The sequence below is a fragment of the Streptomyces sp. SBT349 genome (genome assembly GCF_001083795.1).
GTDB lineage: Bacteria > Actinomycetota > Actinomycetes > Streptomycetales > Streptomycetaceae > Streptomyces.
This window is the reverse complement of the sequence record NZ_LAVK01000202.1, coordinates 1-13,670: the sequence shown is the minus strand read 5'-3', so window position 1 is coordinate 13,670 and position 13,670 is coordinate 1. Positions and strand designations below refer to the sequence as shown.

Annotated in this window: 11 protein-coding genes and 2 pseudogenes; 9 read left to right on the top strand and 4 right to left on the bottom strand. The window is 67.6% G+C overall.

Translation table 11 applies throughout. The annotated features are described in order from the left end of the window. The 4 genes from ADY01_RS22640 to ADY01_RS22625 all read left to right on the top strand — a co-directional run. On the top strand, positions 1–2,970 hold a 2,970-nt coding region (locus tag ADY01_RS22640), incomplete at its 5' end, for a non-ribosomal peptide synthetase (protein WP_049576773.1). Next, positions 2,954–3,172: an MbtH family protein gene (locus ADY01_RS22635; RefSeq protein WP_049576771.1), complete on the top strand. Its 219-nt coding sequence runs from the start codon at positions 2,954–2,956 to the stop codon at positions 3,170–3,172. The genes ADY01_RS22640 and ADY01_RS22635, both read left to right, overlap by 17 nt. Positions 3,173–3,291: 119 nt before the next feature. After that, on the top strand, positions 3,292–4,509 hold the full coding sequence (gene txtE, locus ADY01_RS22630) for a 4-nitrotryptophan synthase (RefSeq protein ID WP_049576768.1): 1,218 nt from the start codon (positions 3,292–3,294) through the stop codon (positions 4,507–4,509). 321 nt (positions 4,510–4,830) lie between these two features. Then, entirely contained in the window at positions 4,831–6,072 is a 1,242-nt protein-coding gene (locus tag ADY01_RS22625) for a nitric oxide synthase oxygenase (protein ID WP_049576766.1), read from the top strand. A 92-nt stretch (positions 6,073–6,164) separates the two neighbouring features. Here ADY01_RS22625 and ADY01_RS22620 read toward each other — a convergent pair whose 3' ends face one another. Further along, positions 6,165–6,884 (bottom strand): TetR/AcrR family transcriptional regulator, encoded by a 720-nt coding sequence (locus ADY01_RS22620; RefSeq protein WP_078900514.1) that lies wholly within the window; start codon positions 6,882–6,884, stop codon positions 6,165–6,167. 39 nt (positions 6,885–6,923) lie between these two features. Between ADY01_RS22620 and ADY01_RS22615 the strand changes: the two genes are divergently transcribed. Then, positions 6,924–7,871 carry an ABC transporter ATP-binding protein gene (locus ADY01_RS22615; RefSeq protein ID WP_234320355.1) on the top strand — a complete coding sequence of 316 codons (948 nt, stop codon included), beginning with the start codon at positions 6,924–6,926 and terminating at the stop codon, positions 7,869–7,871. Continuing rightward, complete coding sequence (locus tag ADY01_RS22610; protein ID WP_049576762.1) at positions 7,852–8,589, top strand: ABC transporter permease; 738 nt, start codon at positions 7,852–7,854, stop codon at positions 8,587–8,589. The genes ADY01_RS22615 and ADY01_RS22610 overlap by 20 nt, the downstream gene beginning before the upstream one ends. Positions 8,590–8,867: 278 nt before the next feature. On the opposite strand, the gene ADY01_RS22605 is transcribed toward ADY01_RS22610, so the two are convergent. Then, positions 8,868–9,119: a Tn3 family transposase gene (locus ADY01_RS22605; protein ID WP_049576761.1), complete on the bottom strand. Its 252-nt coding sequence runs from the start codon at positions 9,117–9,119 to the stop codon at positions 8,868–8,870. 917 nt (positions 9,120–10,036) lie between these two features. Here ADY01_RS22605 and ADY01_RS22595 point away from each other — a divergent pair. Both ADY01_RS22595 and ADY01_RS37300 read left to right on the top strand, forming a co-directional pair. Continuing rightward, positions 10,037–11,710 carry an ankyrin repeat domain-containing protein gene (locus ADY01_RS22595; RefSeq protein WP_159001353.1) on the top strand — a complete coding sequence of 558 codons (1,674 nt, stop codon included), beginning with the start codon at positions 10,037–10,039 and terminating at the stop codon, positions 11,708–11,710. A gap of 173 nt (positions 11,711–11,883) precedes the next feature. Next, positions 11,884–12,145: pseudogene (locus tag ADY01_RS37300) on the top strand (SDR family oxidoreductase); the annotation flags it as partial. Positions 12,146–12,151: 6 nt separating this feature from the next. Here ADY01_RS37300 and ADY01_RS37295 read toward each other — a convergent pair. Further along, a pseudogene (locus ADY01_RS37295) lies at positions 12,152–12,452 on the bottom strand (hypothetical protein); the annotation flags it as partial. On the opposite strand from ADY01_RS37295, the gene ADY01_RS39870 reads away from it, so the two are divergent. Beyond that, positions 12,391–12,576: a hypothetical protein gene (locus ADY01_RS39870; protein WP_053171105.1), complete on the top strand. Its 186-nt coding sequence runs from the start codon at positions 12,391–12,393 to the stop codon at positions 12,574–12,576. The pseudogene ADY01_RS37295 and the gene ADY01_RS39870 overlap by 62 nt on opposite strands. A gap of 66 nt (positions 12,577–12,642) precedes the next feature. Here the strand turns inward: ADY01_RS39870 and ADY01_RS22585 are convergent, their stop codons facing one another. Beyond that, positions 12,643–13,464, bottom strand: coding sequence for an alpha/beta fold hydrolase (locus ADY01_RS22585; protein WP_049576756.1), 822 nt, complete (start codon positions 13,462–13,464; stop codon positions 12,643–12,645). Between the last annotated feature and the right edge of the window lie 206 nt (positions 13,465–13,670).

Here is a 13,670-nt window from a genome sequence, read left to right as displayed (position 1 = left end):
ACCCGCCAAACCAACCTCGCCGCCTACGCCCACCAAGACCTCCCCTTCGAACGCCTCGTCGAAATCCTCAACCCACCCCGCACCCTCACCCACCACCCCCTCTTCCAAACCATGCTCATCCTCCAGAATCTCGATGCGACGGACGAAGTCGATACCGACCGATTCCCGGGGCTGACCACGAGTCCCGTGACCGTCGGTGCCGCCGTAGCGAAGTTCGACCTGCTCTTCGCTTTCAGGGCGCCTCAGGCCGCCCGAGCCGCGGAGTCCGGCGGCGTGCGCGCGGTGCTGGAGTTCAGTACCGACCTGTTCGATAGGGACAGTGCGAGGCTGCTGACCCGACGGTTCGTGCGGCTGCTGGAGGCCGTGGCCACCGCGCCCGACACGCCGGTCGGCCGGATCGCCGTGCTCGAAGCCGACGAACGGCAGCGCGTACTCGAGAAGTGGAACGACACTGCGCGGGACGCTGAGGGCGAAGACCTCATTGCACTCTTCCGGGCGCAGGTAGCACGGGATCCGGAGGCAACCGCACTCATCTTCGGCGGAATGTCGCTGTCCTACGCGCAGTTGGAGGCGCGCAGCGATCGCCTCGCCCGACTCCTGGTTGAACAGGGTGTAGGGACGGAGAGGTTCACCGCAGTGGTGTTGCCCCGTTCACTCGACCTGGTGGTGGCACTGCTCGCGGTCCTCAAGGCCGGGGGCGCCTATCTGCCGATCGATCCGGGCTTTCCCACCGAGCGTATCGCGTACATGCTCGACCACACTCGGCCCGTATTGCTCCTGGACGAGGAATGGCTGGCTGCCGCTGAGGGAAGAGAGGCGGCGTCCGAAGCTGTGCTGCCCAGGAGCATGGCCGGTGCACAGGCCGCCTATGTGCTCTACACCTCCGGTTCGACGGGCCGTCCGAAGGGGGTGGTGATCTCCCGGGCCGCGCTGACGAATCTGCTGCGGGACATGCATGAGCGCGTTCCGTTCACGGAGCGGGACCGGCTGCTTGCGGTGACCACCATCAGTTTCGACATCGCCGGACTCGAACTGCTCGCCCCGTTGATATCGGGGGCATCCGTGGTGGTGGCGCCCTCCGGGCTGGTCCAGGACCCGGCTGAGCTTCTCGCGGTGATCAGCCGTGAGCATGTCACCGTCATGCAGGCCACGCCCAGCCTGTGGCGGGGGGTCGTCACCGCTCCCGACACCGCGGGGACCTTGGCCGGGATACGGGCGCTGGTCGGTGGTGAAGCCCTGCCGACCGACCTTGCCGAGCTCCTGGTCCGTTCCACGGCCCGGGTGTCCAACGTCTACGGGCCCACCGAGACCACCATCTGGTCCACCGCCGCGGATGTCACGGCGGGCGGTGTGGTCTCCATTGGCCGGCCCCTGCTCAACACCCGCCTGTATGTGCTCGACGCGTATCTGCAGCCGGTGCCGACCGGTGTGCCCGGTGAGCTGTACATCACCGGCGCGGGCGTGGCCCGTGGCTATCAGCACCAGCCAGGGCTGACGGCCGAACGGTTCGTGGCGAACCCGTTCGGCCCGGCGGGCTCTCGGATGTACCGGACCGGTGACCTGGTGCGCTGGCGCACGGACGGAAACCTGGACTTCGTCGGCCGCGCCGACGACCAGGTCAAGGTACGCGGCTTCCGCATTGAGCCCCGGGAGATCGAGTCGGTGCTGTTGCGCTGTCACTCACTGGACCGCGTAACCGTGATGGCGCGCGACGACCGGCTGGTGGCCTACGTCGTTCCCTCCGGGCAGCAGCCTGTGGACGTCACTGTCCTACGGGAACAGGCGGTTTCGGCTCTTCCGGACTACATGGTGCCGTCGGCGTTCGTCGTGCTGGACTCCCTGCCGCTGACCCCGAACGGAAAGCTCGATCGCAAGGCACTGCCGGCCCTCGACCACACTCCAGCCGCTGAAGGGCGCGCACCGCGCACCCCGCAGGAACAGGTGTTGCGCGGGCTGTTCGCCGAGGTTCTGGGTCTCGGTGAGGTTTCCATCGATGACGGATTCTTCGACCTCGGCGGCCACTCCCTCCTCGCCACCCGCCTCATCAGCCGCATCCGCACGGTCCTCGGCGTCGAGCTGTCCGTCCGCACCCTCTTCGAAGCACCCACCATCGCCACCCTGGCCCAGCGCATGCACCCCGCGTCCAGGGGAGATTCCCTCAGCACTCTCCTCCCCCTTCGTACCACCGGGAAGCGCCTTCCGATCTTCTGTGTGCACCCTGCGGGCGGAACGAGCTGGTGCTATTCGGGATTCCTTCAGCACTTCGGTCCTGATTATCCGCTCTACGGCATCCAGGCGCGCGGCCTGAATGACGACTCATCTCTTCCCGAGACCATGGAGCAGATGGCCTGCGACTACGTCGATGAAATCCTTACGGTCCAGGCCGAGGGACCCTATCGCCTCATAGGGTGGTCCATCGGCGGAACAATCGCCCACGCGATGGCGATAGAGCTCCAAAAGCGGGGCCACACAATGGATTTCATTGCTATGCTCGACTCATACCCCTCCAGTCTTCAAGAACGAAAGCTGCCGGGAGGGCGAGAAGAAACCCTCAGAGAGATCATCGGGGCTTTCGGAGTCGAATCCGATGAGTTGGCCCGGACCTCACAGGTGGAGCAGGCCGTCGAAACCCTGCGGAACAATGTGAGCGCCCTCAAGGCATTGACGTCCGAAGAGGTGCACAGGGTTCTCGAAGTGGCCCTGAACACCTCACGTGTTTTCAATCTGCCACGCCGCACAGGAGTCATGGAGGGCGACCTCTATTTCTACGCCGCGGTCGGCGACGAGACGGCAGACGCACCGAATCCAGCAGCGCTCTGGGAAGAGCACTGTGCGGGGAAGATTCATGTGCATGAGATCAATTGCACTCATGAGGAAATGACGACACCGGAATCTCTGGCAGTCATAGCGACCACTCTCGTGGCTCGAGTGCAAGAGGTGGAATGGAGCAGAGATGAGCAATCCTTTTGAGCGGGACGACATCCTTCACTACGCGCTCGTGAACGACGAGGGCCAGTACTCGATGTGGCCCGCCACCAACGACGTTCCCGAAGGCTGGACGGTCGTGCACGGCCCGGCCGACAGGGGGGCGTGCCACGAGATCATCGAGTCGAGCTGGACGGACATGCGACCCATGAGCCTCGTCAGGTTCATGGAGTCGGCATCGGACTGACGGCCGAGAGGATCGCGAGACATAGCGCGAGCAGAACCCGGGCGCGGTGTGCATTGGATACGCGCTTCGCAATGAGAAAGTCAATATTTCCGGAACAGACACCTCCGAAGGGAATTCCCATGACTCATTCCTCACCGTTGTCGAATCCGAGCATCGTGACGGACCCATATCCGGCCTATGCCGATCTCGCGGAGAAGGAGCCGGTTCACTGGTGTGATGGACTGAGCGCCTGGGCCGTGATGAAGTATGCGGACTGCGCCGTTGCGCTGAAGGATTCCCGCCTCAAGGCCGATCGCATGGAGGAAGTTCTCAGTGTGAAGTTCTCGGGCCAGTTGTTGCCGCCCGACAACATTTACCACCGGTTCACCAAGAATGTCATGATGTACGCGGACCCTCCCCGCCACACCGCGTTGCGAAAGTCCACGCAGTCGGCCTTCACCCGTGTCGCGCACGAGTACTACAGCGAGGTCATCGAGCGTGTGGCGTCCGAACTGGTCGCCGGCATCCCGAACGGGACGAGGGAGATCGACGCCGTCTCCGATCTGGTTGCGAAGCTTCCAGTGCAATCGGCTGTCCATGCCTTCGGAGTACCGGAAGAGGACCTGGAATTCATCATCCCGCGCGTGGACACCCTCATGACCTATTGGTCCGGGCCGCAGGATCAGCCGGTGGAGCTCGAAAAGCTGCTCGAACTCCTCACCGATCTGCACGTCTATTCCCTGGAGCTCCTCCAGGGGAAGCGGGGCAGAGTCGTCGCGGAAACGGTCATCGCCCGCCTCGCGGCCGGCCAGGGTGAAACCGATGTCACGCTGGAGCAGACCCTCCACCAGCTCGTCCTGCTGTTCATCGCGCTCTTCGCACCCACCGCCAGCGGCTCCGCCAGCAGCGGCATGCTCGCGTTCGCGACCAACCCGGACCAGATCCAGCGATTCCTGACAGATCCTGCGTGCGCCGACAACGCGGCCAGCGAAGTGGTCCGCTACAACGCGTCGAACCAGTTCACCTGGCGCGCGGCGGCGACGGAACTGGAGATCGGCGGCGTAAAAATCGAGGAAGGGCAGAGTGTCGTCCTCTTCCTCGGCGCCGCGAACCGGGACCCGGAGATGTTCCCACGACCGAACGAGTTCGATCTCGGTCGACGGAACAGCGGCAAGCACCTCTCGTTCGGCATGGGAGTGCACTCGTGCCTGGGAAGGCAGATCGCCACGCTCCAGCTCAAGTGGTTCTTCACCGCGCTGTTCGCGCGCTTTCCGATGATCCGTCTTGCGGGCGAACCCTCATGGAACCCAAATCTGGAGTTCCGATCCCTGCGGTCGCTGCCGCTGAGCCTGGGTTGACGCGAACTCCCGCACCTCGGTGCGGGATCGCACCGTCCGTCGGCGGCCGGTCGATGAGCCCGTCGTCGCCCACGGACGACCGCGACCGGCAGCGGTCCTGATCCCCGGGTAACGGGGAGCTCGGGGGTCGGGCCGCGGGCCCCGGCCGATGCGGGGAGGGTACGGGGATGCCCGTTCGGCGGGTGTCCCCGCGGTGAGGTGACCGCCCCGCCGGCCGTCGGCGCTCACCGAGGGCTGAGGACCTTCCACGCCTGCCGCTGCCACCACACGCCCCGCCGACGGTGCGGCAGCCGGAATCACACGCCAACCGCGAGGAATGTCATGACGACCTGTGAGACCTCCCTCCTGACGCACACACCCCCTGATCGGACCGCCTCCGGCCCGAGCGCCCCCACGTCGCCGCAGCCGACCACCGCACCCCGGCCCAGCACCAGCACCAGCACCAGCACCGTCGCTGATCGGGACGAGGCGGACGAGTTCCTGCGGCAGTTCCACACGGAGCACCCCGACCAGTTCACCCCGATCGCCCAGCGCCTCAACCAGATCCACGCCGAGATCGATACCGTCGGCACCTACCGCCACTCCCCCGACGAGCTCGCCTTCGGCGCCCGCGTCGCCTGGCGCAACTCCAGCCGCTGCATCGGCCGCCTGTACTGGAAGAGCCTGCGCGTCCTGGATCGCCGCGGAGCCACGGCCCCCGAGCAGATCCACCGGCACCTGTGCGAGCACCTGCGCCAAGCGACCAACCTCGGCCGCATCCGCCCGATCATTTCCGTCTTCGCCCCGGACACCCCCAGCCGGCCGGCTCCCCGGGTGTGGAACGACCAGCTGATCCGCTACGCCGCCTACCGCCGGTCCGACGGCAGCATCGTCGGTGATCCCGCCTACGTGGGTTTCACCGAGCTCGTGCGCGGCCTCGGCTGGCAAGCCCCCGGTGGGCCCTTTGATGTGCTGCCCCTGGTGATCGACGTTCCCGAGGAGAAACCACAGCTCTTCGACCTTCCGCCGGACCTGGTCCTCGAAGTCCCGATCACCCATCCGGATCACCCAGGGATCGCCGACCTGGGGCTGCGCTGGCACGCCGTGCCGGCCATCTCCAACATGCGTCTGCGCGTCGGCGGTGTCGACTATCCGCTCGCTCCGTTCAACGGCTGGTACATGGGCACGGAGATCGGCGCGCGCACCCTTGTTGACGAGGACCGCTACAACCTGCTGCCCGATATTGCCCGGTGCCTCGGCCTGGACACCAGCCGCGGAACGACTCTGTGGCGGGACCGCGCGCTGGTCGAGCTCAACGTCGCCGTTCTGCACTCCTTCGACTCCGCCGGCGTCAAGATCACCGATCATCACACCGAATCCCGCCACTTCCTCACCCACCTGTCCAGGGAAGCACGGCACGGCCGGATCGTTCCCACCGATTGGAGCTGGATCGTCCCCCCGGTCTCGGGCGGCATCACCCCCGTCTTCCACCGCTACTACGACGAGGCGGACCAGCGTCCCAACTTCTACCTCGATGCCCGTGCCCGTGCCCTCGGCCGAGGCCAATGCCCCTACGCGCACTGAACGCTCCCGCGTCGTCGCGCCCGCGGGCGACGGGCGCGGCCGGGACCCCGCCGCGGTGCCAAGGCCCGTTCCCGTTGGCCATGGGCCCGTCCTCACCGGGAAGGGGTGCCGGGCGTTCCGGGGCTCAGGATCAGGCGCAGCGCGTCACCGTAGAGCTCTGCGTTGAACCGCTCAGGATCGAGCAGGTGCTGCAGTCCGATTCCGAGGTCGACCGCCGCGACCAGGCGGCCGAGATCGTGCAGGGACAGTCCCGCCGGCGGGGTGATGGCCGTATCGGCAGTCCAGCCTGCCAGGCCGGTCTCCAGCCGCTCCACGAAGAGGTCCCGCGCTCGCGGGTTGCGCAGCGCGTAAAGCCAGAACTCCAGGTAGAAGAGGGCGAAGAGACGCCGCTTCCTGAGGCTTTCGGCGTAGGCCTCGCCGACGCGCGTGAAGCTGTCGTGGCCCCCCGCTTCGGCGTCCGCGAGCGCCTGCTCGCTGGGCAACCGGATCTCCGGAACGTGTCCGTGCTGCTCCATCACCGCGATGATCAGGTCGTCCTTGCTCGGAAAGTTCCGGTAGATCGCGCCTTTGGTCATGCCGATCGCCGCCGCGACCTGCTCCAGGGAGACGCCTGCGATACCTCGCTCTCCGAACAGTTCCATGGCCGAGTCGATCAGCTGGGCGCGCGTCCGCTCGCGCTGTTCCTGGCGCGTCAGTCGGTTGACCATCGTGATGCTCCTGCTCGCTCCGTCGAAGTTGACATACCCGATGGTATCCACATACCCTTCGGTATCCAGATACCGAAGGGTATCCGAATCCTCGGCGGTACGCATGGCCGACAAAGGGGGACAGTGCTCACCGTTACGGACCTTGTGAAGTGTTACCGGCGGGGAGCGCCGGTCAATGACGGCATAAGCCTGCACGTCGGCGCGGGCGAGGTGGTCGGACTTCTGGGCCACAACGGCGCCGGCAAGACGACCCTCATCAACCAAGTGGCCGGGCTCGCCATGCCCACGTCCGGCAGGATTCAGGTGGACGACTGCGACCCGGTCGCCGAGCCCGGCAGAGCTCGCCGGATCGTCTCGGTGATGCCTCAGGCCCACGCGCCCCTGGCGGGCGTGACGCCTCGGCAGGCCATCGAGTCGATGGCGCGCATCCGGGGGCTGAGCAGGCGTGCCGGCCGTGCACGGGCCGAGGTGCTGATCGCGGCACTCGCTCTCTCCCCGTGGGCCGACACCGCGGGGGAACGGCTTTCGGGAGGCGTCAGGAGACTGACCGCCTTCGGCATGGTCGCGGGAGCTCCCGGTCGCGTCGTGATGCTCGACGAGCCGACCAACGACGTGGATCCGGTCCGCCGGAGGCTGCTGTGGGAACAGATCCGCGCACTCGCGGACCAGGGCTGTGCCGTCCTGCTCGTCACCCACAACGTGGCCGAGGCCGAACGTAGCGTGGATCGCATCGTTGTGCTGAACGGCGGCAAGGTCCTGGCGGAGGGTACGCCCGCGCAGCTCCGTTCCCGGGCGGTCGGGGAACTCAGGCTGGAACTGGTGGCCACGAGCGCCGACAGGCTGCCGCGCCTTCCCGACCACATCCGGCCGGCGGGGCCGCCGATGTACCTGGCACGTCGCCTGGTGGTGCCGCTCGACTCCGACGCGGCGTCCGAGGCGCTCGCCTGGGCGCAGCGGCTGCGCCGGTCGCAGGACATCGATGAGTTCGCCCTCCTGCCGGCCGGCCTGGAGGACGTGTACCTGAAGTTGGTGGGGAATGACGTCGCACCCGGCGCGATCAAGGAGGGCAGCGATGCGTCACTGGCTCCGTAGTTATGGCCTGCTGCTGCGCTGGACCGGGCTGAGAAGCCGTGCCTCGCTGCCCCTGAACCTCGTGGTGCAGACGTGTCTGGCCGTGGGGGTCATCGTCGGGTTCGCCTACCTGGTGCCCGACATGGACGATGCCACCGCGCTCTACTTTGCGACGGGGGCGCCGGTGCTGGCTCTGATCACAGTCGGCATGGTGATAGCGCCCCAGGAAGTCGCCTCCGCGAAACAGCAGGGGATATTCGACTTCAATCGCTCGCTGCCCGTGCCGCGCAGTGCACTGATCGCGTCGGATGCCACCATCGCCCTGATCACGGTGCTGCCCGGCATGATCGCCGCGCTGTTCGTGTCCAGCCTGCGCTTCGACCTGACGCTCCGGATCAGTCCGCTGGTCGTGCCCGCGGTCCTTCTCGCCGCGTTCGCCGCCATCGGCATCGGCTACGGCATCGGCTACGGGCTGCAACCGGCGGCTGCCCGGATGATTTCCCAACTCATCGTTTTCGCCGCACTGATGTTCTCGCCGATCATCTTCCCTGCCTCGCGCCTGCCCGACTGGTTCGCCGCCGTGCACGCGGTACTCCCGTTCCAGTACATGGCCGCAGGTGTCCGTGACACCCTGGCCAGTCCGCCAGGGGGCCCCTCCGGCCTGCCCTTTGCCATGCTCACGGCCTGGGCCGTCGGCGGATTCCTGATCACCTACCGAACGATGTCCCGACGGCCCTGATCGCGATGTCACCCCGCCCAGCGGTGAGTCGACCTCGTGCGCAGCGCGTTCACGCTTCCGGGCCATGCCCCAGGCGCGGCGGATCACGGGGCCCGCCAGCTCGCCGCCGCGTTCCCCCGGGGAATCAAGTCCAGGAGCCAGCGCTCCAAGCGCAAGGCCCGGAGGAGTCGAATCAGACACACTCACACAACCAGATGGAGATATGACAAACAACGGCGTCTCCTCCACCGGCATCTGGTCGTACTGCTGCTCGACCAGGTCCCACTTGATGGCCCGGGTCAGGGAGGCGCCGCGCGCCGGCCAGCGGGGCGGGCTGTCGTCCAGGCGGTGCAGGCGTTGCTGCCCATGTTCTTCAGCCAGGGCAGCAGGCGGAAGTTGAAAGGCTCGGTGAAGGCGAACCCAACGACAGACGCGCCGTGTGTGTCGACGTAGTTCGACTCGATCTCGGCGTCCGTGCAGTGCCGCAGCAGTCCCGAGGACTCCCCATCGGCGTACGACCGGATTCGCTCGTCCAGCCCAACGAGGCGCACGACGATGAGAAACGGAAGATCTGACCCGCTGAAAGCAACCGGCGGATTACTCGCTCCGAGCTCCTGTCTCGCGTCGGGCGGCTGTGGATGCCTCGTTCAGTGCACGCTGTCGCCTGCGGCGCGAACAACCTCCAGCGGCAGATCGAATGCACCTTCTACGGCGCCGTCACCGCCGCCCGCGCAGTGCTGCCCGCGATGCGCGAGGCGGGCGCCGGGACACTGCTGTTCACCACCGGCGGCGGGTCGATCCACCCGATCCCCATGCTCGGCAACGTCAACGCCGCCGGCGGCGCCCTGCGCAACTGGGTGCTCAACCTGCACAACGAGCTGTCGGAGTCCGGCATCTACGCCGCGCACATCGCCATCAACACCTGGCTCGGCGAGGGCGGCCCCGAGGGCATCCCCTCGGCCACCCCCGAGCAGGTCGCACCCCTGTACTGCGGTCCATTGGGAGCGCCTTCCGGATCGCGGCGCATTCGAGCGTTGAGAAGTCGAGTGACCGGTTCTGGTCGGCGACTTCGCAGTACGGCATGGTCTCGTACAGCCGTCGTCCCAGCAGAGGGACGCCGGCCTTGCGTACCTCGTCGGGGACCGTCCAGTCGAAGGAGCCGTCCGGCCCGACGATGTAGCCGTCAAGCGAGACGCTCATCGAACAGGTCACGCTGCCCATCGGAAGTCCTCCTCGGTAATGGGTTCGACAGTACGACCGCCGGACATCACAGGACTCATCGCGGCTCGCGGGGTCCACTGGGCCGAGTCACCTCAGGCGATCATCTCGTTGAGAAAACCTCACTGCCGCTCCTAGCCGAAAATGTCCTCTTCTTCGGTGGTAGAACCTCCACCGGCTGATGCCCCGTCCACCCCGGTCAGCGGTCAGCGTCGGGCCGAAGCCACAAGCTGATCGCTACACTGGCCGTATGGGGTTTCGTGATCATCCGGTTCACGTGGCCGCGCAGAATGGCGACGTGGCCAGGCTTCGCTCGCTGCTGGATGCCGATCCCGAGATGGTCAACGCGCGGGGCTGGATGGGCATCACGCCGTTGATCAAGGCTGTGTGGCGGGCGAACTCCGCGCCCGCGGTCAAGCTGCTGCTCGAACGCGGCGCGGACGTGCGCGCAGCGCGCGAAAGCCGCGATGAGGCGCTGCACTGGGTGCAGTCCAGCGAGATCGCAGAGCTCCTGACGCGAGGGACCGATCGAGACGGCTTGGAAGCGCGGGATTCCCTGTCGCGCACCCCGCTTGATATCGCGGCCTCCGAGGGCCGCACCGAGGTCGTGCGGGTGTTGCTCGAAGCGGGAGCGGACCCCGCGTGTGAGGACAAGGAAGGCACGACTCCGCTGGAGGCCGCCGGGAATCCGGCCGTCGCTTGCTTGCTGCTCGACGCCGGTGCGCCCATCGACACGAAACCATCCTTGCTGCACATGACGTCGCTGCGCGCCACGCGCGACTCCGCCTGGATTCCGGTTGTGCAGCGCTTGTTGGCGCGCGGCGCCGATCCCGCCACCCGCAACCGATACGGCGAGACGCCGTTGCACCTGGTCACCGAGAAGGGCCCGGAGCAGCTTCGCGCCGAGATGGCGGCGATTCTGGAGAAGTCCGGCCGCTCGACAGAGCTCGACCTCGACGAAGTCGCCTCCAGCGCACACCAGGGCCTCGCGCTACATCCGACCCGACCGGAGGCGTTGACATCGATGTTCTCTGGCGCCGTGCTCGTGGGCTGGGAGCTCGAACCCGATCCGCGGCCGATTGAGATCGTCCGCGATGGGCCCCGCGGCATGCGCGGACCCATCGCCGCAACCGGCTCACCACTGGTGTTCTTCCATGGTGCGGCCGTGGAACTCCGCGGCTGGGAGGACGTCCGGGCGGCCAATCGGTTCGGCGAGGACATCGACGACGAGGAGGCGATCAGCGATGTCGCGGTGGCGCCGGGCGGGCGCTGGCTGGTGGCCTCGCTCAACCTCAAAGAGGAGATCGTCCTGATCGATCTCGACCAGCGGCACGTCGTGGATCGGCAGGGCGGAGCCGGCGACTGGTCCATCGTGCCGCGCTTCGCGCCGGACGGCCGTTCGCTCGCGGTTGCGAACACCATGCAGGGCAACTGGTGGTACACGATGTACGACCTCGACCCGGTGGGTGCGCTTCACCAGCGCTACGAGCACCACGAGAAGGCCCTGACGTGGATCACCAAACGCGCCCCGGAGCTGACCACCGAGGTGGTCTTCTCCCCCGATGGCTCCCTGGTCCTCATCTGGGTCCGCCCCGACTTCGGGCGCTTCGGGGAGAACGGCTATCGAGGCCTGGTCCTCGCCGTCCACGCCGAGACCGGTGATTACGCTTGGCACCGCGTAGTCGACACGGACATCACCGGCGACGATGGAGCCGGGTGCTTCGCCTCGATGTGCTGTACCGAAGACGGAGCGCGACTGGCCGTCGGCCTCGACACCGGCCTCCTGTGGCTCAACACCAAGGACGGCGAACCCCACAGCTACGACCCCATGGGCCGGATCTTCGACGTCGCCCACGCGCCACAGGCCGGCATGATCGCGACGACCACAGTCGGACTTCGTCGTGTCGCACCAGGAACGGCCTGAACCGCCGCTTTCATGAACCGCGGTGTCCGACAGGGCATCAGGAAGGCGGAAAGCGCCTCTGAAGCGCTCTGAACTGGTGGTCTCGCAGACCGGTTCGCTCCTGCTGGCCGAAATGGTCCGCAAGATCGCCACTTGAGCAGGGGATATCTGCCGCGCAGGCACCGTGGCGAGGCCCCGCGCCGCCGGCCGCGGCTCGTCCGCAAGCCCGGCCATTCGCCGGTCAGCACGGGTACGTGCAGAGCAAGTGGGTGGCCGAGCAGGTCATCGAGCTCGGCAGGAGCCGAGGACTGCCCGTGTCGGTCTACCGCGTGGACGTCGTGTGCGGCGACCGGGTGACCGGTGCCTGCCAGACCAAGGACTTCGTCTGGCTGAGCCCTCCACATGGTCCCGGTGGACTACGTCAGCGCCGCGATCCTGTCGCTGAGGAAGGGGGGCCTCGGCTCGCTTCCAGGCGGTGTCGGTCAGCAGGCGCAGGCCGTTGAGGCCGATGAGGACGGTCAGCCCTCGTGGCCGGCGACGCCGATCGGCAGGGGCGGGTGTCCGGTCGGGTCCCAGATGACGAGGTTCTGTACGACCAGGCGTCGGGCCCGGCGGGAGAGGGCCACGACGGCGTCGGCGGTCTCCAGGGCGAGGTCGGAGCCGGTGTGTCCCATGGCGATGCCGGCGCGGGGGCGTCGTCGATGCCGTCGCCGACCACCGGCACCCTGGCGCCGGACCGCTTCGTCGCCCGGAGCGAGGACACGCTCCCCGGCGTCGAGGTGCTCGCCTGGCGACGCCTCCACGACCGCTCGTACCGCGGGGCCGTCCTCCTCGTCGCCGCGACCGCGTTCACCACGCCGGTGAGCCTGCTCGCACTGCCCTCGTGAACCACGACCTTCCGGCGTCGCCTTGACTCACCTCGTTCGCCCGTCGGTGGCGAACGAGGTGAGGGCTCAGGCGCGGGGGAAGTCCGCGCAGAGGTGGCTCATCAGGCGGGCCGGGGCGTCCTCCTGGAGCAGGTGGCCGGCGTTCTCGATCCAGGACAGTTCGGCGTGCGGGATCCTCTCGTGCAGCCATCGCGCGTACCGCGGCGGCAGGATGCGGTCCTCGCGGCCCCAGATCAGGCGCGTCGGCACGGTGACGCCGCCCAGGAGGTGCTCGTACTCCGCGGTGTCGGCCTGCCTGATCTGGCGGTACTGGCGGTAGAACGCGGCCTGTCCGCCGGGGCCGCGCCAGGGGGCGAGGAACGCGTCGAGGACCTCGGGCCGGAGTCCGGCGTGGGTGGCGTGCCGCAGGTGGCTCGCGACCAGGGCCTCGTGCGCGTACGCGGGGAGCCGGGCGAAGACGTCCGCCTGCTCCAGGATGAGCCGGAAGAGCCCTCTCTCCCAGTCGCCGCCGCTCACCGCGTCGAACAGGGTGAGATCCCGGTAGTCGGCCTTCTCCACCAGCAGGGCCCGCAGGGCCACCGCTCCGCCGATGTCGTGGGCGACGACGCTGGGACGGGTCCGGCCCCAGTGGTCCAGCAGCCGGGTGAAGTTCTTCGCGTGGGCCGCCAGGCTGAGGTCCTGGCCCTCGCGCTGGTCCGACCGGCCGAAGCCGAGATGGTCGAAGACGAAGACCTGCCGGGTGCCGGCGAGCGCCGGAGCGATGTCGCGCCAGAGGAAGGAGGAGTAGGGCGTGCCGTGCAGGAGGACGAGGGGGTCGCCGCTTCCCAGGGTGGCCCACCGCACGGTCCCGCCGGGCGTCTCGAACTCTTCGTCCAGTGTCCAGTTCACGTCTGCCTCCCAGCACTCATGGGCGGGGGCCGCCCGATGGCCTCATCGCCGAGCATCTCCACGCGGAGCCCGATGAGACGACGGTCCGGCGGTATCACGCGCTCACCGGCGGGAAACCCCTTCTGGTGAGGGCACTTCTCGCGGGGAAGACGGCCGGGTCCATTTCGTCCTCGCGGGGGGAGCCGCCCCCGGCCTCGCAAACCGGC

What these genes read in the sequence shown, in the direction of transcription:
- ADY01_RS22610 (WP_049576762.1), top strand. Translation starts at nt 7,852, where the DNA reads ATGCGTCACTGGCTCCGTAGTTATGGCCTGCTGCTGCGCTGGACCGGG.
- ADY01_RS22595 (WP_159001353.1), top strand. Translation starts at nt 10,037, where the DNA reads ATGGGGTTTCGTGATCATCCGGTTCACGTGGCCGCGCAGAATGGCGAC.
- ADY01_RS39870 (WP_053171105.1), top strand. Translation starts at nt 12,391, where the DNA reads ATGCCGTCGCCGACCACCGGCACCCTGGCGCCGGACCGCTTCGTCGCC.
- ADY01_RS22635 (WP_049576771.1), top strand. Translation starts at nt 2,954, where the DNA reads ATGAGCAATCCTTTTGAGCGGGACGACATCCTTCACTACGCGCTCGTG.
- ADY01_RS22625 (WP_049576766.1), top strand. Translation starts at nt 4,831, where the DNA reads ATGACGACCTGTGAGACCTCCCTCCTGACGCACACACCCCCTGATCGG.
- ADY01_RS22620 (WP_078900514.1), bottom strand. Translation starts at nt 6,884, where the DNA reads ATGCGTACCGCCGAGGATTCGGATACCCTTCGGTATCTGGATACCGAA.
- txtE (WP_049576768.1), top strand. Translation starts at nt 3,292, where the DNA reads ATGACTCATTCCTCACCGTTGTCGAATCCGAGCATCGTGACGGACCCA.